Here is a 23145-nt window from a genome sequence, read left to right as displayed (position 1 = left end):
GGCCCCACCGGTCCACCCCCTGCCGGTGGGGCCGCCCCATTTCCGGGACCTGTCACCGCTCCACGGAGATCCGCACGGGCTCGCCGTCGGCCCCGTCCCACGCCTTGGCCGTCCAGGCGGCGGACAGCCGCACCGTCCGGTTCGGCACCGCGCTCCGTAGGAGGCGCTGCCGGTGCAGTACCTCCCCTCCCCGGCTGACCACCAGCGCCGACCACGGGCCGAGCCTGCTCTCCGTACGGAGGGTGAAGCCGCCGGTCGCCACACGCGGGTCCGCCGGATCGACGCGGTTCGGCGCGATCCACAGCAGAGGGGCTTCGACCTCGACGGGCACTCGTACGGCCGGGCGGGCGCCGTCCGTCAGGTGCCGCAGCACGGGTCCGGCCGCCAGCAGACCCTCGCGCGCGGCCGTACCCGCGGGCTCGACCGCGTGCAGCAGATTGCCGACGGCGAAGACCCCGGCCCGGTCCGTACGGAACGAGCCGTCCACGGCCGGGCCCAGGGTGGCGCGGTCGAGCGTGACACCGCCCCGGCGGGCCAGCTCGTGGTCGGGGATCCAGTCGCCGGTGAACACCACCGTGTCGCACGCGACGCTCGTACTCCGGCCGTCACGGTGCCGCAGCGCCACCCCCGACAGGCGCCCACGGCCGAGCAGTTCGCCCACCCGCGCGCCGACGAGGAGCGGGACACCGTGCCGCAGCCTGGTGTCGAGAGCCGTGGCGGGGGCGGCCTGGTGGTACGGCAGTTCCGTCACCATGGCCACCACCTCGACCCCGGCCTCCCGCAGCGTCCGTACGGCCGAGTAGCTGACGGACTCGGCCCCCACGACGACGGCGCGCAGGCCGACCGGCCGGTGCCGGACACGCACCGTCCGTTGGAGCTCACCCGTCGTGAACACCCCGGCGGGCCGGGTGCCCGGCACCAGCCGCGCGGCGCGGGCGCGTTCGCGCGCCCCGGTGGCCAGCACGACGGCGCGCGCCGTGATCCGCTCCAGGCCGGCGGGGCTCGTGACGTCGACGGTGAGTGGGCCGGTGGCGGGCCCCTCCGTGTCGCTCCATCCGGTGACGGTGACGCCCGTGCGCAGGGTGGCTCCCGCGTGGACGGCCGCGTCCGCCCAGTGCCGCGCGTACGCCGGACCGGTCACGGGCCGTCCGGGACCGCGCGGGCCGAATCCGGAGTGGAAACAGTGCCGGGGGACGCCGCCCGGCTCGTCCTCCCGGTCGACGACCTCGACGCCGACGGAGCCGGTGGCGGCCAGCCGGGACGCCAGCGCCAGACCGGCGGGGCCCGCGCCGACCACGAGCACGTCGACGGCGCTTTCGCGGCGGCCCGGCGCGTGGCCGGTCGCGGCGGGGGGCTGTTCGCTGTTCACCGTGCGGCCTCCGTGCCGGGCGACGACGCGCCGGGCGCCGGTGTGTCGTACGCCGGTGTGTCGTGCGACGACGCGTCGAACAGGGCGCGCAGGGCCGCCCCGCAGTAGAACCCCTGGCACCGGCCGCCCAGCGCCCTGGTCCGCCGGCGCAGCCCCTCCACAGAGGACGGCGGGATGTCACCGGCGAGCGCGTCACGGATCTCGCCGCGCGAAACCCGCTCGCAGTGGCACACGATCGCCCCGTACGCGGGATCGGTCGCGATCAGCTCGGCGCGTTCGTACGGACGGGGGAGCGCCTCACCGAGGTTCGGCATCGGCACCGGTACGAGGTCGGCCGCCGTCCCCGGTTCGGCACCCGCCTCCGTCAGCAGCTCCACGACATGCGCGGCGATCGCCATCGACGCGGTCAGCCCGGTCGACCGGATACCGCCCACCGTGACGTACCGCTGCCCGGGGTGCGAGCGGATCGTGTAGTCGTCGTGTTCGGTGGCCGCGCGCAGCCCCGCGTACACGGCGGTCACCTCCTCTTCGAGGAGGTCCGGCATGATCCGCCGGCCCTTCTCCATGAGGAGGGCGAGTCCTTCGGCGGTGGAACCGGTGGCTCGCTTGTCGTCCAGGTCCTCGGCGGTCGGGCCGAGGACCACGTTGCCGTACACGGTCGGCGACACCAGGACTCCCTTGCCGAGCGCCGTGGGAACCGGCAGCAGGATGTGCGTGACCAGCCCGCGCGCGAGTTTGTCGAAGACCATCAGCTGACCGCGCCGCGGCGTCACCGAGAAGTCGGTGTGACCGAGCAGCCGGTCGAACTCGTCGGCGTACAGGCCCGCCGCGTTGACCAGCCATCGGGTGCGCAGCGGTCCGCGTCCGGTGGTGAGCCGGTGCGGGGAACGCCGCGACCTCTCGCTCACGTCGGCCACACGGCAGTTGAGATGCAGGTCGACCCCGGCGCGCACGGCCTGGGTCGCGTACGCGAGCGTCGTCGTCCACGGACAGATGACGCTCTCGTCGGGGACTTCGAGGGCTCCCACCGCGCCCGGCCCCAGATGCGGTTCGCGGCGGCGCAGTTCGTCGGCGCAGACCGTCCGGGTGCGCCGGTAGCCGTTGCGCGCCGCCTTGCGGGCCAGGGCGGGCAGGGCGGCGAGCTGTTCGTCGTCCCAGGCGACCAGCAGGGCGCCGATCGGCTCCACCGGGATGCCGCACTCCTCGGCGTACACGGCGAGCCTGTCCCGGCCCTCCCGCACGAGCCGGGCTTCGAGCGAGCCGGGCACCGCGTCGAAACCGGTGTGCAGGATGGCCGTGTTGGCCTTCGACGTCCCGTCGCCGACATCGCCGGACGCCTCGACCAGGGCGGTGCGCAGCGGGTAGCGGGCCAGTTCGCGGGCGATCGCCGCGCCGACGACCCCGGCGCCGACGACCACCACGTCGTACACCTCGTCCGGCAGCGCCCCCGAAACGGTGACGGTCATACCGTGCCGGTCCGTCCGGCGGGTGGCAGGCCGGCGACGAGCGCGTCCACCTCCGTACGGAAGACGCCGAGCCTCTCGGCGGCCTCGGCCGCTCCGATCGCGGGCTCGAAGACCTTCTTGGGACGCCATCGGGGCGCGGCCCGCTCCACCGTCAGACCGGGGTCGAGACCGAGCCTGGCGAGGGCGCCCACGCCCAGTGCGGTGGCGTCGGGCAGCGGGGACAGTTCGACGGGCAGTTGCAGCAGATCGGCCTGTGTCTGCATCAGCAGGTCCGACCGGGTCAGCCCGCCGTCGACGCGCAGCGCTCGCAGGGGCGTGCCGGTGTCCTCGGCCACGGCGTCCGCCAGCGCGACGACCTGGGCCGCGATGCCCTCGCAGAGCGCCCGCACCAGATGCCCGGGGCCGGTCTCCAGACCGAGCCCGGTCATCGTTCCCTTCGCGTCGCCGCGCCACCACGGCGCGGCGAGTCCGGCGAGCGACGGTACGAAGGTGACGCCCCCGCTGTCGGTGACGGACGATCCCACCCGGTCGAGGTCGTCGGCGCCGGAGATCACACCGAGGTCGCTCAGCCACCGCACGGCCGAGGCCGCCGTGTACACCTGCCCGTCGAGGCAGTAGCTGGTACGGCCGCCGAGCCGCCAGGCCACACAGCCGACCAGACCGGTCCCGCTGCGCAGCGGACGCGCGCCGGTCTGCGCGAGGAGGAACGCCCCTGTGCCGTAGGTGCACTTGGCCGTCCCCGGCTCGGTCACGTTCTGGGCGAGCAGCGCGGCCTGCTGGTCGACGAGCAGCCCCGTCAGCGGGACCGGGGTGTCGCCGAAGGCCGTCGTGACACCGAACCGCCCTGCCGCGTCCACGACTTGGGGCAGCCGCTCGTCGCTCATCCCGAAGACGTCCAGGGCGGCGGGGGACCACTCGGCGGTGTCGAGGTCCAGCAGCTGGGTGCGTCCGGCCGTCGCCGCGTCGGTGACGAACTCGCCGGTCAGCCGGTGGACGAGCCAGGAGTCGGAGGTCGTGACGACGCCTTCGCGGGTCAGGTTCCGCCGGATCCACGCCATCTTGGGCGCGGCGAAGTACGGCTCCAGCGGCAGGCCGGTCAGCTCTCTCAACATCTTTTCGTGCGGGGCGAGTTCGGCGCAGAGGGACGCGGCTCGCCGGTCCTGCCACACGATCGCGTCGGTCAGCGGCTCGCCGGTGTCGGGGTCCCAGGCGAGGACGGTCTCACCCTGGTTGGCAAGTCCGACCGCGGCCACGGGCTCGCCGGCGTCGGCGAGCGCTTGGCGCCCGGCGTCGATCACCGAGGAGAGCAGCAGGGCGGGATCGGCCTCGACCAGTCCGCCGGCGCCGTAGCGCGGGGGCGCCGGCGCCGAGCCGCTGCCGATCACCCCGCGTTCCGGGCAGATCACCAGCGCCTTCGTGGCGGAGGTGCCCTGATCGACGGCGAGCACCGGCCGCGAGGCCGGGTCCACGGCGGTGCCGGGGGGGTGCTGAGCTGGCGGCATGTCACGTTCTTCGGTTCGGAGGCGGTGATCGTCCGATCACTGAGCGAAAGGGTGGCGCGGCCCGCCTGCGACGTCAAGGTCACGACATGCACTCAGGGTTGCCTAAGATCAGCAAAGTGTTCAAAGGTCGTCGCATTGACCCCTACACTGATCGCCGAGTAACAGCGGAGTGTCACTGAGTAGCGTGATTCTCGGGTGCCGGGATGTGAACTACACCGGAAAGAGGCGGAGTTGCGGGAGAATCGGGCGGAGGGTCCGTGAGCGATCGCTTTCGTCCGCTCTACCACCCAGCGGGTCATGACAGCGAACTCCGGTCGGCCGTCCAGGAGTTGCGCACCGGACGCTGGGTGTCGATGCGTGACCTGCTCGACGGTACGCACGGCTGGGCGCTGTGGACCCGGCGCACGCAGGTGCTCGCCGCCGTCGCGGCCGGCTCCGACACCGTGCACACCTGGCTGGCCGAGGAGCCGGACAGCGAGGCCGCCGTCGTCATGCAGACACGGGTGACGGTGGAGCGCGCCCTGCGCGCGCACCGCGAGAACCACGCCCGGACGACCGATCTGTGGCAGCAGGCGTGGGAGGCGTGCGGCGCCACCGCGCGGCTGGTCCCGGCCGACCCCGTCCCCTGGGTCTGTCTGCTCGCGCTCGCCCAACTCGACGGCAAGCAGCGGATGGAGGAGAACCGGCTGGCGCCGCCGGGACCCATGCTCTTCCCCGGCCCCTGGGCCCTGCTCGCCGAGGCCGACAAACGCGATCCGGGCAACCGCGAGGCATACCACCGGATGCTCCAGTTCGTGTACGCCCGCAGGTCCGACGGCTCCCTGTCCGAGGCGGTCAACTTCGTCCAGTGGGCGGCGTCCTCGGCCTCCGAGGGGTCGGCGCTCCAGGCGCTGCCGCTCTTCGTGCGGGTCGAGAGGTATCGCAGGGAGGGCGGCAACGAGAAGGCGCTGGACCTGCACTGGGTCACCGAGGACGCCACCAGGGACGCGCTGCGGGCACTGCACATCTGGTTCGACCGCTCCGAGCCCGCCGAGAACTCGCTGCTGGACCTCAACTATCTGGCGCACGCCCTGTGGGGGTCGCTCCAACTGGCCGAGGCGGCGCGGGTGTTCGAGGCGCTGGGCCCGTACTACACCCCCCTGCCGTGGTCCTACCGCGCCCGGAGACCGAACGACACCGCACAGGTCGAGGAGGTGTTCGCCCGCGCCCGCGCCCGCTGCTTCTCCGCCGCCCGTGAGCGGAAGTCGGACACCTAGGGCCCCGCTCCGGGCCCTGCCGCGCCCCGCGCCGGCTCCGCCGGGCTTCCGCCGCACATTTTCGTGACTCTCCTCGAGACTCTCCGTACCCGGAGGTACTTCCGTGTCCGTCTCCCCACCGGCCTGGTCGAAGCCGGATTCAGTTCCGCAGCAGGATGAAGAAGAACGGCTGAGGGAACTCGGTTATAAGCCGGTACTCGCCCGCAGGATGGGCGGTTTCGGCAATTTCGCCATCAGCTTCTCGGTGATCTCGATCCTCTCGGGATGTATGACCCTGTACGGCTTCGGGCTCATCACCGGCGGTCCCGCCGTGATGCTCTGGGGCTGGGTGGGCGTCGGGGGGTTCGTGCTCTGCATAGGCATGGCGCTGGCGGAGGTGACCAGCGCCTATCCCACCTCCGGGGCCCTGTACTACATGGCCGACCGGCTCGGTGGACGCAAGTGGGGCTGGTACACCGGCTGGCTGAACCTGCTCGGACTGCTGGGCGCGATCGCCGGAATCGACTACGGCGCGGCCCTGTTCACCGGCGCGTTCCTCAACCTCCAGTGGGGATTCGACCCCACGCCGGGCTGGACCATGGTCATCTTCATGTGCATCCTGCTGCTGCACGCGACGCTGAACCTGTTCGGGGTCCGCCTGGTCAGTGTTCTCAACTCGATCAGCGTCTGGTGGCACCTCGGCGGTGTCGCCCTGATCGTCGGCATCCTCGCGGTCGTCCCCAAGAACCACCAGTCGCCCGAATTCGTCTTCACCCAGTTCGTCAACGAGACCGGCTGGGAGAACCCGATCTATGTGGCCGCGATCGGTCTGCTGCTCGCCCAGTACACCTTCTGCGGCTACGACGCTTCCGCGCATCTCTCCGAGGAGACGTCCAACGCCTCCGTCTCCGCCGCACGTGGCATCGTGCGCGCCATCTGGGTCTCCTGGATCGCCGGCTTCGCCCTCCTCGCCGGTCTGACCTTCGCGATCCAGGACTACGCGGCGACGAGCGGCGCCGGTGTGCCGCCCGCGCAGATCTTCATCGATGTCCTTGGCACCAACGGCGCCAGCGCTCTTCTGCTTGTCGTGATCATGGCGCAACTCTTCTGCGGCAACGCCGAGGTGGCCGCCGCCAGCCGTATGGTCTTCGCCTTCAGCCGGGACAACGCCCTCCCCGGATCGGCGCTGTGGCGGCGCGTCAGCAGCCGCACTCAGACGCCCGTGCCCGCCGTGTGGCTGTCGGTCGGCTTCGCCTGCCTGCTCGCCGTGCCGTCGCTGTACTCGCCGACCGCGTACGGCGCCGTGACGGCGATCAACGTCATCGGCATCACGCCCGCCTACGCGATCCCGATCTATCTGAAGCTGCGCGCCGGCGACCGCTTCCAGCCCGGCCCCTGGACACTGGGCCGCTGGAGCAAGCCGATCGGCTGGATCGCCGTCGTCTGGGTCGCGATCGTCACCGTGATCTTCTGTCTGCCGCAGAAGAACCCGGTCACCACGGACACCATGAACTACGCGGTGATCGCACTTGCCGTCGTACTCGCCCTGGCGACCGCCTGGTGGTACGCGGCGCGTGGCTCGTACAGCACCCCCCAGTCCTACGGCAGTGCCCGCGAGCAGTCGGAGATCTCCGAGGGGATCGTCTAGCGACCCGTACGACCACGTCCTCGGTACGGAGGCGACGCCGACTCCGCCTCCGTACCGAGGATGTCCGTACCGTGAACGCCCGTCAGTCCTCCTGAAGGAACCTCCTGGCCAGTTCGCTGCCCAGCCGCACCGCCGACGTCCGGCTCTCGATCGGCGTCACCTCGGAGTCCTTGAACAGGATGTACGTCACCCCGGAGGGGACGCCGCCCCGCGCGGGATCGGGATCGATCCCCAGCGAGCGCGCCGCGGCGTACGACGCCTCCCCGACGAGCCCGGTCGGCCCGGTGTCGCCCACCACCGCGTACTCCACCCGGTCCCCGTGGACGACCGCCGCGACCCCGCCGCCCCGGATGCCGGACGCGGCGTGGTCCCAGGTCCCGCTCGGCTCCGGGATAACGACGTACGGCAGCTTCTCCGCGTTCAGCGGCTTGCCGTCCGACTGGCGGAAAGCCGTGTTCCCGTGGAACGAGGGGTCCGTCTTCTTGTTGCAGCGGGCGGTGACCCGGCCGTCGCAGTCGACGTCCAGGTCGGCCTTCCAGAACACGGCGCCCTTCCCGCCGCACACGGGGACGTCGGCGGTTCTGCCCCGGTCGGTCCGGTACAGCCCCTTCGAGACGCGCGAGCAGTCCCGGGTCTTCGCCCGCAGCGCCGCCGCCGTGACCGAGCCCTCCAGCCGGGGCGATCCGTCGGTGACCGGCGGGCCGGGCGCCCCCGCGCCGGGTACGGGCGGTGGCGGCAGATGCGTCGTGTCGAGCGTCCTGGCGGGGTGCGCGGAGGCGGGCAGGGCCGAAGCGGTGAGCAGTACGGCGCCGGCGGTGGCGTAGAGACGCGCGGTGTGATGCACGGAGACGTTCCCTTTCGGATTCTCGAAGGCGCCTTACGGCCTGTCGTCGCGGCTCTCCAAGAAGAGAGCCAGCCGGCCGAGGAAGATCCGTTGCCCCGTCACCAGCAACTCCACGGCGTCCTCCAGGGAGAACCAGTCGAGCCGGTCGAACTCCGGGAACTCCCGCTCGGTGCCGGACCCGCGCGGCCACTCCATCGTGAACGTGCCGAATACGGCCAGCGCGGGATCGAAGTCGGCCTCGACGGTCCATACGGTGACGGTCTTGCCGCCCGACTGGCGGGTCTCGCCCAGCGGCTCCCGGTGCCCGGTGGGCGGAGGGTGACCCACCTCCTCCTCGAACTCCCGGTCGGCGGCGTCCTCGGGCGTCTCGTCGGGGCCGTACTCACCCTTGGGGATCGACCACGCGGCCCGGCTGCGCCCCGCCCAGAACGGGCCGCCCATGTGCCCGATGAGCACTTCGGTGCCCGCGTCCGTGACCCGGTACAGAAGGAGTCCCGCGCTTCGCTTCCCTGACATCACGTCAGTCTGAGGGGGGTCGCGTGCCGTCGCCATCGGGGGAGCGCATGCGGGGCAGCGGGGTCCTTCGAAGCCTTCCCGAAGGTAAAGGGGAGGCAATGGGAACGTAATGGGAGTCTCGCAGCGTTGAGGGGGTAGACGTAGTCCGAGGCCCTTCAGCGGGGTCGTCGGTGTCATCGAAGCGCAGGAGACGGCATGCCCGGAATCATCGACCGCATCAAGGCCTTCACCCGCAGTCCGCAGGGGCAGCGCGTGATCGGTCAGGCACGCGCGGCCTCGTCGGACCCGAGGAAGCGCGAACAGGCCCGCCGCCTGTTCGGAAAGCTGCGTGGAGGCAGGCGCTGACCACGACTGAACCGGAGCGGTACCCGCGCACGGCAGGGCCCGGCCTCATGATGAGGCCGGGCCCTGCCCACGGGGTGCCGGTTCCGCTACCGGCGCCGGCCGCGGGTCGGCGCGGTCAGGGGAACTGGACCACGACCGAGGGGACGGTCGACGTCCCGGACGTGGGTTCGCCGATGTCGTTGATCACCCGCTCGTACTGGCCCTGCCCGCCGAGCGAGACGACCAGCAGATGGTGGAACTTCACACCGGGTTTGACCGGCGCGGAGAAGCCGTTGTGCTGCTGGATCGTGGGATCGACGTTGTAGTAGCAGTAACTCCCCATCCCCCAGCCCTCGTGCTCGTCGACCGATTCGTCGACCCGGTAGGCGGAGTACCCCTTGGTGTCGCCGTTCTGGATCGCCGCCTGGTTGGGCGCGTCGTACGCCTTCTCGTTCTGGAAGAAGATCGTCCGGCCGCGTTCGCCGTACCACTCGACGTCGTATTTGTTGAAGTGTTCGACGAACAGGCCGGTGGCCAGGACGTCGTCACCGTTCACCCGTACGCCGAAGTCGGCCCTGTTGGTCTCCCAGCCGACCCCGTCACCGTGGTCCGCCCGCCACACCCAGGTGTGATCGATGATCGTGTCGTCGCTGTTGACCACCATGCTGGTGGTGGCCTTGCCGGGACCGGCTCCGCCGATCCGGATGAAGACGTCCTGGACCGTGGTCGGGTTGGCCGCGTGGTCGGCGGACGACCCCTCGGGTCCGATCTCCAGCAGCGTCTCGGAGTTGACCGGACCGGCGTCGATCAGGAACCCGGCCAGCTTCACCCCGTCCACGTCGGCGACCTTCATCGCCGTCACCCCGTTGTCGGGAATGACCGTGGCGAGGCCGAGACCGAGGACGACCGTGTCGGGACGGTTGACGTTGATCGTCTCGTCAACGTGGTAGACGCCGGGCGTGAAGAGCAGATTGAGGCCCTGGTCGAGCGCGGCGTTGATGGTCTGCGCCGTCGCGCCGGGCTTGACCACGTAGAACTGGTTCAGATCGATGGACGAGCCCGCGGGTGCCCCGCTGTCCCAGGTCACCCCGCGCGCGTTCGTGCGCTTCTCCGGCACGAACACCTTGTAGGTGTCGCCGTCCAGGTAGAGGAACGGCTTCTCGCGGGAGGTGGGGGTCGTCTCCAGTGTGGTGTACGGCGGGTCCGGGAAGCTCTGCGCGGGCGCGCCCTCCACACCGGAGAACGTCATGTTCCACACGGCGTTCTGCCAGCCGCCGACCGAGCTGTCGCGGGTGTACCACTGCTGCTGGGAGTACGGGCCCACGCTGCCGTCGATCTTGCTGTCGGCGATGTAGCCGCCGCTGGCCCAGCCGTATCCGTCGGGCGCCAGATTGAGCCCGCCCTTGACGTGCATACGGCGGAACGGGGCGGCCTGTGAGACGGCCCAGCGGTTCGTGCCGTTGACCGGGTTGAGCGACAGGTTCTCGGCCGAGCGCCAGAAGTTCTGGGTGGCGTTTCCGTTGAACCAGCCGGCGTCCACGGTCACGTCACCGTTGATGCTGACGTCGTCGGGCGAGAGTCCGAGACCCGACACCGAGGTGTAGAAGCCGAGTTGGGCGTTCAGGCCGTTGTACGTACCCGGCTTGAACAGGAACTGGTAGCGGCCGGAGCCGAACTGGGCCGACTCCTGCTGCTCGAAGACCTCGTCGAGCTTGCCCTGGATGTTCGGCGTCGAAGGGTCGAACACGATCACGTTGGGGCCGAGATCACCGCCGCCCTCGATCGGGTCGGCGTGCGCGGGGCTGCTCGGGACGAAGGCCAGCAGGGTCGCGGCCAGGGTGGCGGCGAGCGCCGCCGCCAGCCCGCGGCGGGACGGCCGTGAGGTGCCGCGGAGCGCCGGAGAGTCGATGGGGGGAGCGTGCACGGGCATCTCTCCTGAGTCGTGAACGGTGGGGGGAACACCTCAAGAGCCCTCCGTGAATCTCCAGAGAGCGCTCTCTGAGTGCACGGCCGATGCTGCTCCGCTGTTTCGTACACGTCAAGAGTTGTGAACAGATGGACCGTCACGGGTTCAGCTGTGAACAACAAGTGAGCGCCGACGAGTTGGCCGTCGGCGGTCACCGGTACGGTCGGCCCGCAGCGGGGAGGGCCGGTCAGACGAGCTGCCAGAGATGGTCGTCCGTGCCGTTGTCCTCGAACTGGACCACTTGCGCGCTGTTGGCCGTCGACATCCCGTCCACGCCCAGGACCTTTCCACTGTGCCGGCTGAGGATCAGCGACCAGCCCTCGCCCCGGTCGACCAGCTGCCAGAGATGGTCGCCGCTCCCGTCGTCCTCGAACTGCACGACCCGCGCGCTGTTGGCCGTCGATCCGCCCTCGGCGCCGATGATCTTCCCGCTGTTGCCGTTGCGGATCAGGAACCAGCCGCCGCCCGCGGGGGACAGCTGCCAGGCGTGGTCGGCCGTCCCCGTGTTGTCGAACTGCACGACACGACCGCCCGCGTCCAGCGACATCCCTTCCACGCCCAGCACCTTGCCGCTGTGCTTGTTCCGTATCCGGCGGTACGGCGGCTCCGCCGTCCAGGCACGCCCGCCGGGTGACGCGGTCGGGAAGGCGGTGATCCGCAGCCGGGCCGCGCCCATCGGGATCAGTGTCACCGGCTCGGGCGCCGCCGTGCTGCGGGCCGGACTGTCCTGGAGGGGAGCGACGACACGCTGGTCGTCGGCCACCCACTCCTCGATACGGCGCGCCGACGTGGTGATCCGTACCGGCGAGCCCTCGTGGGTGAAGGGGTTCGCGGCCAGCGGTCCGTCGTCGGCCGTGAACCGCAGTCCTCTGAGCGGGTCCGGCGCGAGACCGACGTTCCACGGGGTGGTGGGGTGCACCGAGAGTTCGGGGAAGTCCTCGGTGCCCGCGAACCGTTCGTACCGCTCGCCGACTTCAAGGGAGTACGTGAGCGGTCCGTGGTCCACGCTGACGGAGCCGTGGTTGTCGTCCCAGGTGCGGACGGTGGTGCGCTGCGGAAGCCGCAGGGTCACCCGGTCGCCGTCCCGCCATTCGCGCGTGACCTTGAAGAACCGCGGGCCACCCGGTACGGCCACGCGCCGTCCGGCGACCGTGAGTCGGGGATCCGCGCACCAGCCGGGGATCCGCAGGTGGAGCGGGAAGGTGACGCGTCCGGGCGTGTTGACGGTGAGGGTGACGGTCTCCTTGAACGGGTAGTCGGTGTCCTCGGTGACGGTGATCTCCGTGCCGTCGGCGACCTTCGCGCGCACCTGGCTCGGCGCGTACATCGCCGCCGCGAGCCCCCGGTCGGGCGTGGCGAGCCACAGCTCCTCGGTGAAGTAGGGCCAGCCCATGCCGTAGTTGTGCGGACAGCAGCGGTAGGTGTCGATGCCCGGCTTGTACGCCTGCATGGCGAAGCCGTTCTGGAACTGGCCCTGGTTCTTGGTGGTGTTGTCCAGCTCGACGCCGTTCGCGCTGGTGATGTAGTGGATGCCCCGGCCGTGCGGGTCGGTGGCGGCGGGCAGCAGATTGAAGGCCAGCTCCTCGCAGCGGTCGGCCCACACCGGGTCACCCGTGATCCGGGTGAGCAGTTCGTGGCTGGCCATGAACTCCACCGTGCCGCACGTCTCGAAGCCCTGGCGGGGGTCGTCGAAGCCGGGGCGGGAGTTCTCGTCCCCGGCGAAACCGCCGCCGGGAAACTGGCCGTAGGCGCCCATGACGGCGGCGTAACTCCGGTACGTGGCACGGGTCAGCTCGGCGGAGCCGGTCCGCAGCGCGTACTGGGCCGGCTCACGGAAGCCCTGGGCGATGTTGACGTTGTGCGGTCGGGGAAGTTGTCGACCCAGTTGGCGCCGTGGGTGTGCATCTTGTCCGCGAGGTCGAGCAGGAACGACTCGCCGGTGCGGTTGTAGAGCCAGAAGGCGATGTCGAGACCGTCGCCCCAGCGCTTCGACACCCAGCTGGAGTTGAAGGCGCCGGGACCCTGCGCGTTCATGTAGCGCAGGAACGGCACGACGAACGGCACGACGCGCTCGTCCCCGGTGAACTCCTCGTGCGAGCGCAGCGCCTGGAGCAGCGGCAGATACGGCCAGAAGTCCGGGCCGCCGTTCAGCGCCGTTCAGCGCCGTACGGAGCCGGGTCGGGCCGAAGAAGCCGTCGGGCTGCCGGGTGGCGATGATCGCGTCGATCCAGCGGCGGGCGGTGTCGAGGGCCGCCGGGTCGCCGGTGAGGGCGGCCAGGTCCACATAGCCGCGCAGCCAGTAGGTGACCTCCTCCCAGCCGGCCTTCTCGGGGTGCACCCAGCCGGAGTCGTCGAACCGCAGGAAGTGCGAGACCTCCGCGTACCGGCCGAAGAGGCCGTCGAGCAGCAGACGCAACTGGCCGGTGAGCCAGCCGCGCGGGGTGACGCTGCCCAGCGGCAGCTTCTGGAACGCGGTCGGGGCGAGCGGTGCGGCGTTCGGCGTGTACCAGCCGCCGCGTGCCGGGGCGACGGCCGCGGCTGTCGGCGCCATGGGTCCCAGACCCGCACCGCCGATCGCGAGGGCGCCGGTGCCGAGGAAATGTCGTCTGTCGAGCGTCATTGGGTCTCCCGTCCACAAGCATCGGCCAAGGTCTGTACAACGTTGGAAACGGCGGCAGTTGGCATCACGGCACGGCGCCCCTGCCGTGTCCAGATGCCTGACACGGGCGCCTGACGACAGGCGGCGGGAGAGGCGGCAGCGGACTCCCGGGCCCGACTGCCGCGCCGGGGCGGCGGCCCGGAGTGCGAGCCCGTAACGTCGGGCCCGGAACGTCGGCCCGGGGCGCGGGCCCGACGCCATGCGGTGATATGCGAGGAAGGTCGGGACGAGCGGCTCGCCCTGAACCGCGTGGGCAGCTTCGAGCGGAACCTGGCGCGCAGGACCCTCGAACTCGATGCGGCGGGGCAGGCCGTTTTCGACCTGCGCCCGGGGGAGCACGACGGGGATCCCGAGTCGCTGCGCCCCGCGTCTCCCGCGAGGAGGGCCTGCGCCTCGACGCCGTACGGCGCGGACCTCCACGGTCCGTACCGGCAGGGCCCGAGCGGCCGGCGGGTGTCTGTGTGACGTGTCATGCGGAGAAGGTCGCAGCCGCCACCGATACGCACCGACACGCCGCCTCCACGGCCGGGCGGCAGCGGCTACAGCGCCGCGGCCACCGCGTCCACGAACCGCGCGTGCCCCCGGTGGCTGCGCGGCGCCTCCGGATTCCACGCCACCGTGCGCACCCGCGCCTGGAGCGCCCGCCACTGCCGGTCGTCCCTGAGCGTGTCGGGTGTGGCCGCGTTCGCCCGGACGTCGCCGAGCACCACGTCCGGTTCGAGCGCGAGCGCCTGCGCCCAGTTGGTGGTCAGCCAGTTGCCGCCCGCGCCGTGTCCGGGATCGAGCAGATCGACACCGAGCGCCGTCAGCGCCCGCAGGTCCGGCCAGGTGCCGGGCCGCGCGAGATGTACGGTGCCGGGCCCGGCGGCCGACAGGGCGAGCACCCGGGCCGCGGCGGGCCGCGCGGTGAGCGTGCGGAGCCGGGCCTCCGCCCACTCCAGATCCTGCTCGTCGGGCTCCCGCGGTGCGCCGAGCGCGCGGGCGAGCGCCGTGAACCGGTCCCTGATCCCGTCCAGCGGCCGGTCCTTGCCCACCTCGATCACGACCACGGGCACCCGCTCCTCCAGATGTTTGGCCGCCTCCGGATCGATGCCGTAGATCTGACCGTCGCCGTGGCCGACGGCGACCACGAGATCGGGCTCGGCGGCGACGACGGCTTCCGGGTCGACCGAACTGCCCGCGCCGAAGTCCCGGGTGCTGTCGAGCGGCAGCCCGCCCGCCTTCGCGGGGTCGGGGGAGTCGCCGTCGTGGTGGGAACCGAAGACGCCCATGGGCCGCAGACCGTGGTCCCACAGGGTCGCGCCCGCCTGTATGTAGGCCACCACCCGGACCGGAGGTCGGTCCGCGAAGGCCGGATGGCCGCGATCGTCGGTGAACTCCCAGCCGCCGTACGAGGACATGGCGTCGCCTCATTCCGCTCTCGTGGTGCGGTGCCTGAGTGTGACCCTGCCCGGCGGACCGCGCCGGGACTCCAACCGTACGCCGGTCAGGGCTCGATGAGACCGGCGCGGATGGCGTACCGGGTCAGTTGCACCCGGTCCTTGAGCCCCAACTTCTGGAGCACATTGGCCCGATGGCGCTCCACCGTCTTGGCGCTGATGACGAGCATCTCGGCGATCTCCTTGGACGAGTGGCCCTCGGCGACGAGCTTCAGGATCTCCTCCTCCCGTACGGTCACGGCCTTCTCCGGGATGCTCTCGCCCCGGCGCACCCGGTCCAGGTAGTTGCGGATGAGGGCGGTGACGGCGCCGGGATAGAGGAACGGCTCGTCGCGCGTCGCCGCCCGGCACGCCTCCAACAGGTCGCGGTCCGCCACCGACTTGAGTACGTAGCCGCTCGCGCCGGACTTCAACGCCTCGAAGAAGTACTGCTCGTTGTCGTACATCGTGAGGATCAGGATGCGTGTGTCCGGCAGCAGCCTGGAGAGTTCGCGGGCGGCCTGGAGGCCGGTCATCCTGGGCATCGCGATGTCGAGGATCGCCAGATCGGGGCGGTGTTCGCGGGCCATCTCGATGGCCTCGGCGCCGTCGCCCGCCTCCGCGACGACGGTAGGGTCCGGCTCCCCGTCGAGGATCAGCCGCACCCCGCGCCGGACGAGGGCGTGGTCGTCGGCGAGCAGGATGCGCGTCGGCACCGGCTCGAAGGCGGGAGCGGGGCCCGCGCCGCGTTCGGGACCGGAGGCTGAGCCGTGTCCGTGGCCCGCGCCGCGGTCGGGGCCTGAGCCGGAGCCGTGTCGGGAGGTGGGGTCGGTCATGGCAGTCTGTGGCTCCCGTTCGTCAGATGCGTCGCCGGTCCGATGTGCGCGGCGGGTACGTGCAGCCGTACCTCCGTCCCGCCGCCCGGCGCGTCGCCCACCGACACCTCGGCGCCGATCAGCAGCGCGCGCTCGCGCATGCCCCGGATGCCGGCGCCCTCGGGGGCCGTACCGATCCCGCGCCCGTCGTCCCTGACCAGCAGTTCGAGTCCGAGCGCGCCGTGGTGCAGCGCCACGCCGACATGGCGCGCCCGCGCGTGCCGGATGATGTTGGTGAGCCCTTCCTGGGCGACCCGGTAGAGGACGAGTTCGACCTCCTGGTCCAGCGCGGGGAGATCGCTGTCGAAGCTGCGCCTGACGGCGAGTTCGGTGTGTGTGGTGGTCTCGTTCGCGAGCGCCTTGAGCGCGCTGATCAGCCCCGGCTCCTCCAGTACGCCGGGGCGCAGCCGGCGGGCGCTCCTGCGGATCTCGTCCAGGCTGTCCCTGGTGGTCTCCTGCACCTGGAGCAGATCGTCCCGCAGCGGCTCGGGGGCCCGGTCGGCGACGCGCCGCAGTTCGAGCCGCGGTTCGCCGCCGCCTTCGAGCAGGGACTGCCCTGCCGTCCCCGGGAGTACCGGCGCGGCGCCGCGTGGCTGACCCTGGCTGTCGGGCTCGGCCTGCTCGGGCTGGGCATCGCGCTGGGACACGGGCTCATGCTCGCGGGCGGGCTCGTGGTCTCCGGGGCGGCCGGGCATCTTTTCGACCCGAACCGGGACCACATACGGCGCGGCACCCCGCCTCCGTCCTGACCGGCGGCGGAGGACGGCGCGGGCGGTACGGGCACCCCTGACGGCCCTGGCGATACCTGCCAATACCCTTATCAACCACCGCAATCAGCCCATTTTATTTTACGATAAAATGGATCACGAGCCGTCGTCGCTCGGTTGAGCGTTGGGCTGCTCATTGCCGATCGGTGGTCGAGGCGGAGGGGCGACTCATGGACGAGCGCACCCGCACCCCGTTAGCGTCGCGGCCGGCCGCCGACGACTGACAGGTCCCTGCCGCGCCGCATGGTGGAGAATTCCACGCAAGGGGCCTTCGCGCCCGCACACCGCCAACGCATGCCCGCATGGAGCGCCTTCCTATGGAGCACACCGCTCACGTCAGCAAGACCGCCCTGCCCGGAGTCGGTACCCGCTACGACCTGAACACCGACTCGGGCCGCCACATCTCGGTCGTCGTGCACCAGGACGGGCGCCGCATCGTCGCCTTCCACGACCCCGAGGACGACGACAACTGCAAGGACTCCACACCGCTGGCCCCGTACGAGGCGACGGCACTGTCCAAACTCCTGATGCCCGACCCGGTGGGGCACCTGCACCAGCATCTGGAGATCGACCTCGTCACCGAGCACATCCCGATCACCAAACGCTCCCCCTTCGCAGGACGCACACTCGGCTCCACCCAGGCCCGTGCCCGCACCGGCGCGTCCATCGTCGCCGTCCTGCGCCGCACCGACGCCGTCCCCTCGCCCACTCCGGACTTCCGCTTCGCACTGGGGGACACGCTCGTCGTCGTCGGCACCAGGGAAGGCGTGGACGCCGTCGCCGAACTGATCACCGGAGGATAATCGCCCGTGCACGACACGACCGCGCTGCTCATCGAACTCGGGGCCGTCATCCTCGGCCTGGGCCTGCTCGGCCGGCTCGCCGGGCGGGTGGGGTTCTCGCCCATCCCGCTCTACCTGCTGGCGGGGCTCGCCTTCGGTCACGGTGGCCTCATCCCCATGGCCGCCAGTGAGGAGTTCATCGCCACGGGCGCCGAGATCGGTGTCATCCTGCTCCTGCTCCTGCTCGGGCTGGAGTACAGCGCCTCCGAACTCGTCACCAACCTCAAGACGCAGTACCCCTCCGGCATCGTCGACTTCGTACTGAACGCGACTCCCGGCGCCGTCGCCGCGCTCCTGCTCGGCTGGGGCCCCGTCGCCGCCGTCGCCCTCGCGGGCGTCACCTGGATCTCGTCGTCCGGCGTCATCGCCAAGGTGCTCGGCGACCTCGGCAGGCTCGGAAACCGCGAAACCCCCGTCATCCTCGGTGTCCTGGTCATCGAGGACCTCGCGATGGCCGTCTATCTGCCGCTGCTCACCGCGCTGCTGGCCGGACTGAGCCTGGCGGGCGGCAGCCTCACGCTCCTCATCTCGCTCGGCAGCGTGGGCGTCGTGCTGTACGTCGCGCTGCGCCACGGCCGGCTGATCAGCCGCGCGGTCTCCTCCGACAACCCGGAGATGCTGCTGCTGGTCGTCCTCGGCCTCACCGTGCTGGTCGCGGGCGTCGCCCAGGAGCTCCAGGTCTCGGCCGCCGTCGGCGCGTTCCTCGTCGGCATCGCGCTCTCCGGGGAAGTGGCCGAAGGTGCCCACAACCTGCTCGCGCCGCTGCGTGACCTCTTCGCCGCGGTGTTCTTCGTCTTCTTCGGACTGAACACCGACCCCGCCGCCATACCGCCGGTGCTCGTGCCCGCACTGATCCTGGCCGTCGTCACCGCGCTGACGAAGATCGCCACGGGCTGGTACGCGGCGCGCAGAGCGGGCGTGAAAACGGCCGGCCGCTGGCGTACGGGCGGCACGCTCGTCGCGCGCGGGGAGTTCTCCATCGTCATCGCGGGACTGGCCGTGGGCGTGGAGCCCCGGATCGGACCGCTGGCCACCGCCTACGTACTGATCCTGGTCATCCTTGGCCCGCTGGCCGCCCGTTGGACCGAACCGCTCGCCCGGCGCTTCTCCCGGAAGTCCTCGCCGACGCCCTCGCCGAAGGCGCCGGCCGTCCCGGACCAGTCCGCCGCCGAGGAGCCGGTCGCCGAGGCGCCCACCGCTGAGGCGCCCACCGCCTCCGGACCGACCGACACGGCTCATTCGCACGGCTGAGGCCCGGTCCCGGGCCGCGGGCCCTGGACACGCCGGAGGGGTTCGGAGCGCGTGAGGCGCGCTCCGAACCCCTCCGTGTACCGCTACGGGCGAGCCGTCAAGGCTCAGACGCCGACACCGAAGTCGGCGGCGATGCCCGACAGGCCGCTCGCGTAACCCTGGCCGACGGCGCGGAACTTCCACTCGGCGCCGTTGCGGTACAGCTCCCCGAAGACCATGGCGGTCTCGGTCGCCGCGTCCTCACTGAGGTCGTAGCGCGCGAGTTCGACGCCGCCGTCCTGGTTCACCACGCGGATGAAGGCGTTGCGGACCTGACCGAAGCTGTGGCCGCGGCTCTCGGCGTCGTGGATCGACACCGAGAAGACGATCTTGGTGATCTCGGCGGGCACGGCGGCCAGGTTCACCTTGACGACCTCGTCGTCGCCCTCGCCCTCACCGGTGAGGTTGTCACCGGTGTGCTCGACCGAACCGTCAGGGCTCTTGAGGTTGTTGTAGAACACGAAGTTCTGGTCGGTGCCGACCTTCCCGGCCTCGTTGACCAGCAGCGCGCTGGCGTCCAGGTCGTAGTCGGTACCGGTCGTCGTGCGGACGTCCCAACCGAGACCGACCAGGACGGCCGTCAGTCCCGGTGCCTCCTTGGTGAGCGATACATTGCCGCCTTTGGACAGGGAAACTCCCACGCTGCTCCTCCTGGGGTCGAGCTGGTGACGGGAATAAAAATCTACAACACTGTAGAAGTGTGTGCGGAGCTGCGAAGCCGCCACGCCGGGGCTGCGCCGGATGGCTCCGGACGAGGGTGGGCGGAGGGAGACGGCATGAGGGAACAGAGCGGCGCGGACGTCCCGGGCGACCGCCCGCGGCGGCGCGGCCAGGGCGAGCTGGAGGCCCAGGTGCTCGCCGTGCTGCGGCAGGCGCCGGGGCCGGTCAACGCGGGCTGGGTGCTCGACCGGCTCGGCGGGGACCTGGCGTACACGACGGTCATGACCATCCTGACCAGACTCCAGGCCAAACGGGCCGTCACCCGCGAACGGGTGGGCCGGTTCTTCGAATGGTGTGCCACCTCCGACGAGGCGGGGCTCGCCGCGCTGCGGATGCGCCGCGTGCTGGACGCGGAGTCGGACCGCGAAGCCGTACTGGCGCGCTTCGTCACCACGCTCTCGCCGGACGACGAACGGCTGCTGCGCGACCTCCTCGGTCTTCCCGAGGACGGGACGGAGGACTGACCGGATGGGAGTGTTCGTCCTGCTGCCGTTGCTGCTGCCGCTGACCGCGGTGCCGATCGCGCGTCTCGCCGAACGGCATCTCCATCCCCGGGTCGCCACACGGCTGTTGTCGGCGCTGGCCGCCGTTCTGGCGGTGTGCAGCACGGTGTGCCTGGGGCTGCTGGTGGTCGTCGGTACGGTGCAGCTGCCCGGCCATCCGCTCCCCGACGCCTGGGCCGACCGGGAGGCCCCCACCACCGCGCCGTACGAGGAGGCCGCCGGCAAGGGCGCCGTCGTCGCGCTGCTCGCCGTGGCCGTGTCGTGGTCGACCTCGGCCCGCAGACACCGCCGTGTCCGCCGCCGGGCCGAGGACGCGCTGGCCGGGGTGCCGGACGGAGAGCTGACCGTACTGACCGACGAGGCCGCGTACGCGTACGCGCTGCCTGGCGTACGGAGCGGGTCGGCGCTCCGCGCGTGGTTCACCGGGGGCCGGCCCGCGCGCGACGGGATGTCTGTGCGCGAGGGGAAGTCGGGCGGCCGGATCGTCGTCTCCACAGCCATGCTCGCGTCTCTGGACGACGACGAACGCGCGGCGCTCGTCGCCCACGAACGGGCCCATCTCGCCGGGCACCATCACCGCTATCTGCTTCTCGTCCGCTTCGCCGCGCGGGCCAACCCGCTGCTGATGCCGTTGCGTTCGGCCGTGGCCTACGCGACGGAGCGATGGGCGGACGAGGAGGCGGCCCGGGTGACGGGCGAACGGCGGGTGGTGGCGCGGGCCATCGGCAAGGCGGCGCTCGTATCGCGCGGCACGCCCACCCCGACGCTGGCGGGCTTCGCGGCGCCGGGGCCGGTGCCGCGCCGGGTCGCCGCGCTGCTGGAGCCCGCGCCGTCGGCCGTACGCTGGCCGCCGGTCTTCACCGCGGTGGGTCTGGCGGCCTGGGCGGCGGCGGCCGGGACGCTCGGATCGGCGCTCTCCTCCGCCAACGCGACACTGACGCTGTTCCTCGTACTGAAGACGGCCGGGCCGCTCTGAACTCGCCCGGCCGGTGCGGTGGTTCGGCCCCCCCTGCTCACACGCCGGACGGGCCGCACGAGCGGCCTGTCCGACGCCTGAACAGCGGAACAGCGGGAACTAGACGTCGAACTCCTGCGGCTGGAGGTCGAGCGCGAAGCACGCCTCACGTACGACGGCCCGCTCCTGCGCGTCGAAGTGGCCGTCGGCGCCGCCGATGATGATGCCGATCTGGATGACGGCACGCGCCTCCGCCGGCTTCTTCTTCGCCTTGGCGACTTCCTGGAGCACGCCGACCCTGCCGATCGCCGGGTCGGCGACGAGCTGGTTCAGATAGTCGTCGAAGCGCCTCTGGAGATCGGCGGGCGGGAAGTTCCGCAGCACCTCGTTGCTGGTGATCAGCTGCGTGACGCGCTGGCGCTCGGCCTGGTCGATGGAGCCGTCGGCCGCGGCGACCAGGGCGCACATCGCCATGCTCGCGTCACGGAACGAGCCGCTCTTGAGGTCGTTCTTCTTCGCCTCCAGCTGGGTCTGCATCGTCTGAGCGGATTCCTTGATGCGATCCCACAGGGCCATGAGTGCTCCGTATGTCTCGGACTGCCCGTGCCGGAGGGGTGGCACGGGCAGTGCTTGTTTCTACAGTGATGTAGAAGTTATCAGGTGTCGGAGTCGTGACCGTCGGACTCCCGCCACATCGGCGGCTCGGCGGGCGTGTGCGGTACCGGTTCGAACAGCACCGCGCGTAGAACATGCGGCGCGAACAGCGCGGTCAGCGGCGCGGAGAGGTGCAGCACGGAACGGAACGCCGCACCGACATCCGGATTTCCGCCCGCCCTGCGCTGCACCCGCTCCAGATACCAGTTCGCGGGCCGGTCCACCGCGCGGGTCCGCGCCGCGTCACCGATGACGCCGGGCATCTCCTTGTCCGCCCCGGAGGAGATGTCCCACGCCGGCCGCCCGGAGTTGAACAGCGCCTGCTGCGCACGCCGGGTCGTGGGCGTACGGCGCCGGTCCGCCAGCGTCTCGCGCAGCGCGAGGGCGTTCAGGGCGGCGACGGTCATGCCCTGCGCGTAGACCGGATTGAAGGCGCACAGCGCGTCGCCGATCGCGAGGAAGCCGGCCGGACGGCGGCCCGGACGGTCGTACCGGCGGCGGATGTTGGCCGTGTTGCGGAACGCGCGAACGGGCGAGTCCGGCTCGGCCCGCCCCAGCCACTCGTACAGGAACGGGTGCGGCAGCCGCTTGGTGAAGTCGGCGAACTCCGCCCCGTCCGAAGGGGGTTCGCTCCCGCGTACCCCCGAGAGGGTGACAAGGTAGCGGCCGTCCTCCATCGGCAGTGCGACGCCGCCGCATACCTGGTCGGGGTCGGGGACGACGTAGTAGCCGACGGTGTCGGTGATGCCGTCGTTCTTACCGGGACGGTAGACGCGGGAGGCGTAGGCGAGCCCGCTGTCGAGCGTCTCCTCTCCCGGTGGTTCGGCGCCGACGGCCGCGAGCCACTCGGGCGCGCGCGAGCCGCGTCCGGAGGCGTCCACGACCAGATCGGCGGTCAGCGCACGGGTGACGACGCCTTCGCGGGTGGCCTTGGCGCCCGCTCCGCGCTCCCGGAGCAGGACTCCGGTCGTACGGACCGCGTCACCGAGCAGGCCCACCACCTCGGTGCCCTGCACCGTTTCGATGCGTGTGTCCGTCAGAACCCGGCGGCGTACGAGCCATTCGAGGAGCGGGCGCGAGGCGGTGAGGAGATGAGTGGTGGAGGGCGTGCGGCGATACCAGATGCCGGACTGCCACTGCACCATCTCGCCCGGCATCCCGACCTCGGGCGCGCCGTGCGCCCGCAACTCGGCGACGATCCCGGGCAGCAGCGTGTCCAGCGCCGACTGACCCCCGGCGAGCAGTACATGGATGTGGTTGCTCTGCGGGACACCGGACCGTGCCTTCGCCTCGTCGGGGAGGCGGTCACGCTCGACGACCGTCACCCGGTCCGCGTGGGCGGCGAGCACCTGTGCCGCGAGCAGGCCCGCGATGCCGCCGCCGATCACCACCGCGTGCCGTGCGGGGCGGCCCGTGTGCCGATGCGGCGGGATTCGCTCTCCGGCGTCGGGTGCCGCCAAACCGTCCACGTCCTCGTCCATTCCCATGTCTCCCGTTCTTTAAGGCAGTTGATCGTGAGCGTCCAGTATGTCGGAGTCGGCTCACGGTGCGAACGTCCTCCGTTCGCGACCCTGCCTCACGCGGTTGACGCG

At 71.3% G+C, this 23145-nt stretch carries 20 protein-coding genes and 2 pseudogenes; 9 read left to right on the top strand and 13 right to left on the bottom strand.

Features of this window, described 5'->3' with window-relative positions:
• Window positions 1–52: 52 nt before the first annotated feature.
• From SSPS47_RS02290 to SSPS47_RS02280, 3 genes are read right to left on the bottom strand one after another with little or no spacing between them, the layout of a single operon-like run.
• Window positions 53–1369 (bottom strand): FAD-dependent oxidoreductase, encoded by a 1317-nt coding sequence (locus tag SSPS47_RS02290; RefSeq protein ID WP_164248313.1) that lies wholly within the window; start codon window positions 1367–1369, stop codon window positions 53–55.
• Window positions 1366–2835 (bottom strand): NAD(P)/FAD-dependent oxidoreductase, encoded by a 1470-nt coding sequence (locus tag SSPS47_RS02285; RefSeq protein ID WP_164248311.1) that lies wholly within the window; start codon window positions 2833–2835, stop codon window positions 1366–1368. Before SSPS47_RS02285 ends, SSPS47_RS02290 begins: the two co-directional genes overlap by 4 nt.
• Window positions 2832–4337, bottom strand: a complete 1506-nt coding sequence (locus SSPS47_RS02280) for an FGGY family carbohydrate kinase (RefSeq protein WP_164248309.1) — start codon at window positions 4335–4337, stop codon at window positions 2832–2834. The genes SSPS47_RS02285 and SSPS47_RS02280 overlap by 4 nt, the downstream gene beginning before the upstream one ends.
• 257 nt (window positions 4338–4594) lie before the next feature.
• Between SSPS47_RS02280 and SSPS47_RS02275 the strand changes: the two genes are divergently transcribed.
• Both SSPS47_RS02275 and SSPS47_RS02270 read left to right on the top strand, forming a co-directional pair.
• On the top strand, window positions 4595–5593 hold the full coding sequence (locus SSPS47_RS02275; RefSeq protein WP_164248307.1) for a hypothetical protein: 999 nt from the start codon (window positions 4595–4597) through the stop codon (window positions 5591–5593).
• 103 nt (window positions 5594–5696) lie between these two features.
• Entirely contained in the window at window positions 5697–7220 is a 1524-nt protein-coding gene (locus tag SSPS47_RS02270; RefSeq protein ID WP_164248305.1) for an amino acid permease, read from the top strand.
• An 82-nt stretch (window positions 7221–7302) separates the two neighbouring features.
• Here the strand turns inward: SSPS47_RS02270 and SSPS47_RS02265 are convergent, their stop codons facing one another.
• Both SSPS47_RS02265 and SSPS47_RS02260 read right to left on the bottom strand, forming a co-directional pair.
• Window positions 7303–8064: a glycoside hydrolase family 75 protein gene (locus SSPS47_RS02265; RefSeq protein ID WP_164248303.1), complete on the bottom strand. Its 762-nt coding sequence runs from the start codon at window positions 8062–8064 to the stop codon at window positions 7303–7305.
• Between the two features lie 33 nt (window positions 8065–8097).
• Window positions 8098–8580: an NUDIX domain-containing protein gene (locus SSPS47_RS02260; protein ID WP_164248301.1), complete on the bottom strand. Its 483-nt coding sequence runs from the start codon at window positions 8578–8580 to the stop codon at window positions 8098–8100.
• A gap of 195 nt (window positions 8581–8775) precedes the next feature.
• On the opposite strand from SSPS47_RS02260, the gene SSPS47_RS34680 reads away from it, so the two are divergent.
• Entirely contained in the window at window positions 8776–8925 is a 150-nt protein-coding gene (locus SSPS47_RS34680; RefSeq protein ID WP_167756268.1) for a hypothetical protein, read from the top strand.
• A 115-nt stretch (window positions 8926–9040) separates the two neighbouring features.
• Here the strand turns inward: SSPS47_RS34680 and SSPS47_RS02255 are convergent, their stop codons facing one another.
• A complete protein-coding gene (locus SSPS47_RS02255; protein WP_164254349.1) occupies window positions 9041–10765 on the bottom strand; it encodes a coagulation factor 5/8 type domain-containing protein in 1725 nt (574 codons plus the stop codon).
• Window positions 10766–11057: 292 nt separating this feature from the next.
• A pseudogene (locus SSPS47_RS02250) lies at window positions 11058–13490 on the bottom strand (beta-L-arabinofuranosidase domain-containing protein).
• Between the two features lie 288 nt (window positions 13491–13778).
• Here SSPS47_RS02250 and SSPS47_RS02245 point away from each other — a divergent pair.
• Window positions 13779–13994 carry a hypothetical protein gene (locus SSPS47_RS02245; RefSeq protein ID WP_164248299.1) on the top strand — a complete coding sequence of 72 codons (216 nt, stop codon included), beginning with the start codon at window positions 13779–13781 and terminating at the stop codon, window positions 13992–13994.
• 74 nt (window positions 13995–14068) lie between these two features.
• On the opposite strand, the gene SSPS47_RS02240 is transcribed toward SSPS47_RS02245, so the two are convergent.
• From SSPS47_RS02240 to SSPS47_RS02230, 3 genes and pseudogenes are all read right to left on the bottom strand, one after another.
• Window positions 14069–14929 carry an ABC transporter substrate-binding protein gene (locus SSPS47_RS02240; RefSeq protein WP_164248297.1) on the bottom strand — a complete coding sequence of 287 codons (861 nt, stop codon included), beginning with the start codon at window positions 14927–14929 and terminating at the stop codon, window positions 14069–14071.
• Window positions 14930–15015: 86 nt separating this feature from the next.
• The gene (locus SSPS47_RS02235; protein WP_164248295.1) at window positions 15016–15783 is read right to left on the bottom strand and encodes a response regulator transcription factor; all 768 of its coding nucleotides are present in this window, start codon (window positions 15781–15783) and stop codon (window positions 15016–15018) included.
• Window positions 15780–16343 (bottom strand): annotated as a pseudogene (locus SSPS47_RS02230) (sensor histidine kinase); the annotation flags it as partial. The gene SSPS47_RS02235 and the pseudogene SSPS47_RS02230, both read right to left, overlap by 4 nt.
• On the opposite strand from SSPS47_RS02230, the gene SSPS47_RS35135 reads away from it, so the two are divergent.
• From SSPS47_RS35135 to SSPS47_RS02220, 3 genes are all read left to right on the top strand, one after another.
• The gene (locus SSPS47_RS35135) at window positions 16293–16571 is read left to right on the top strand and encodes a hypothetical protein (protein WP_239065203.1); all 279 of its coding nucleotides are present in this window, start codon (window positions 16293–16295) and stop codon (window positions 16569–16571) included. The pseudogene SSPS47_RS02230 and the gene SSPS47_RS35135 overlap by 51 nt on opposite strands.
• Before the next feature lie 335 nt (window positions 16572–16906).
• Window positions 16907–17392 carry a TrkA C-terminal domain-containing protein gene (locus SSPS47_RS02225; protein ID WP_078078737.1) on the top strand — a complete coding sequence of 162 codons (486 nt, stop codon included), beginning with the start codon at window positions 16907–16909 and terminating at the stop codon, window positions 17390–17392.
• Between the two features lie 6 nt (window positions 17393–17398).
• Complete coding sequence (locus SSPS47_RS02220) at window positions 17399–18682, top strand: cation:proton antiporter (RefSeq protein ID WP_164248291.1); 1284 nt, start codon at window positions 17399–17401, stop codon at window positions 18680–18682.
• A 104-nt stretch (window positions 18683–18786) separates the two neighbouring features.
• Here the strand turns inward: SSPS47_RS02220 and SSPS47_RS02215 are convergent, their stop codons facing one another.
• A complete protein-coding gene (locus SSPS47_RS02215) occupies window positions 18787–19362 on the bottom strand; it encodes a TerD family protein (RefSeq protein ID WP_164248289.1) in 576 nt (191 codons plus the stop codon).
• A 135-nt stretch (window positions 19363–19497) separates the two neighbouring features.
• Between SSPS47_RS02215 and SSPS47_RS02210 the strand changes: the two genes are divergently transcribed.
• Window positions 19498–19905: a BlaI/MecI/CopY family transcriptional regulator gene (locus SSPS47_RS02210; protein ID WP_147875671.1), complete on the top strand. Its 408-nt coding sequence runs from the start codon at window positions 19498–19500 to the stop codon at window positions 19903–19905.
• Between the two features lie 4 nt (window positions 19906–19909).
• Complete coding sequence (locus tag SSPS47_RS02205) at window positions 19910–20920, top strand: M56 family metallopeptidase (RefSeq protein WP_164248287.1); 1011 nt, start codon at window positions 19910–19912, stop codon at window positions 20918–20920.
• A gap of 99 nt (window positions 20921–21019) precedes the next feature.
• Here SSPS47_RS02205 and SSPS47_RS02200 read toward each other — a convergent pair whose 3' ends face one another.
• Window positions 21020–21475 (bottom strand): tellurite resistance TerB family protein, encoded by a 456-nt coding sequence (locus tag SSPS47_RS02200; protein WP_147875669.1) that lies wholly within the window; start codon window positions 21473–21475, stop codon window positions 21020–21022.
• A gap of 80 nt (window positions 21476–21555) precedes the next feature.
• On the bottom strand, window positions 21556–22938 hold the full coding sequence (locus SSPS47_RS02195) for an FAD-dependent monooxygenase (RefSeq protein ID WP_239065202.1): 1383 nt from the start codon (window positions 22936–22938) through the stop codon (window positions 21556–21558).
• Window positions 22939–23145 lie beyond the last annotated feature (207 nt).

This window comes from Streptomyces sp. S4.7, assembly GCF_010384365.1.
In the GTDB taxonomy this organism is placed as follows: Bacteria; Actinomycetota; Actinomycetes; order Streptomycetales; family Streptomycetaceae; genus Streptomyces.
Note: the sequence above shows the minus strand (reverse complement) of the source record. Positions and strands in the feature narration are given on the sequence as shown.

Bases quoted from the DNA above. Each gene is read 5' to 3' on its own strand.
- SSPS47_RS02285 (WP_164248311.1), bottom strand. From the start codon at position 2,835: ATGACCGTCACCGTTTCGGGGGCGCTGCCGGACGAGGTGTACGACGTG.
- SSPS47_RS02280 (WP_164248309.1), bottom strand. From the start codon at position 4,337: ATGCCGCCAGCTCAGCACCCCCCCGGCACCGCCGTGGACCCGGCCTCG.
- SSPS47_RS02260 (WP_164248301.1), bottom strand. From the start codon at position 8,580: ATGTCAGGGAAGCGAAGCGCGGGACTCCTTCTGTACCGGGTCACGGAC.
- SSPS47_RS34680 (WP_167756268.1), top strand. From the start codon at position 8,776: ATGCCCGGAATCATCGACCGCATCAAGGCCTTCACCCGCAGTCCGCAG.
- SSPS47_RS02240 (WP_164248297.1), bottom strand. From the start codon at position 14,929: ATGTCCTCGTACGGCGGCTGGGAGTTCACCGACGATCGCGGCCATCCG.
- SSPS47_RS02235 (WP_164248295.1), bottom strand. From the start codon at position 15,783: ATGACCGACCCCACCTCCCGACACGGCTCCGGCTCAGGCCCCGACCGC.
- SSPS47_RS02225 (WP_078078737.1), top strand. From the start codon at position 16,907: ATGGAGCACACCGCTCACGTCAGCAAGACCGCCCTGCCCGGAGTCGGT.
- SSPS47_RS02210 (WP_147875671.1), top strand. From the start codon at position 19,498: ATGAGGGAACAGAGCGGCGCGGACGTCCCGGGCGACCGCCCGCGGCGG.
- SSPS47_RS02205 (WP_164248287.1), top strand. From the start codon at position 19,910: ATGGGAGTGTTCGTCCTGCTGCCGTTGCTGCTGCCGCTGACCGCGGTG.
- SSPS47_RS02200 (WP_147875669.1), bottom strand. From the start codon at position 21,475: ATGGCCCTGTGGGATCGCATCAAGGAATCCGCTCAGACGATGCAGACC.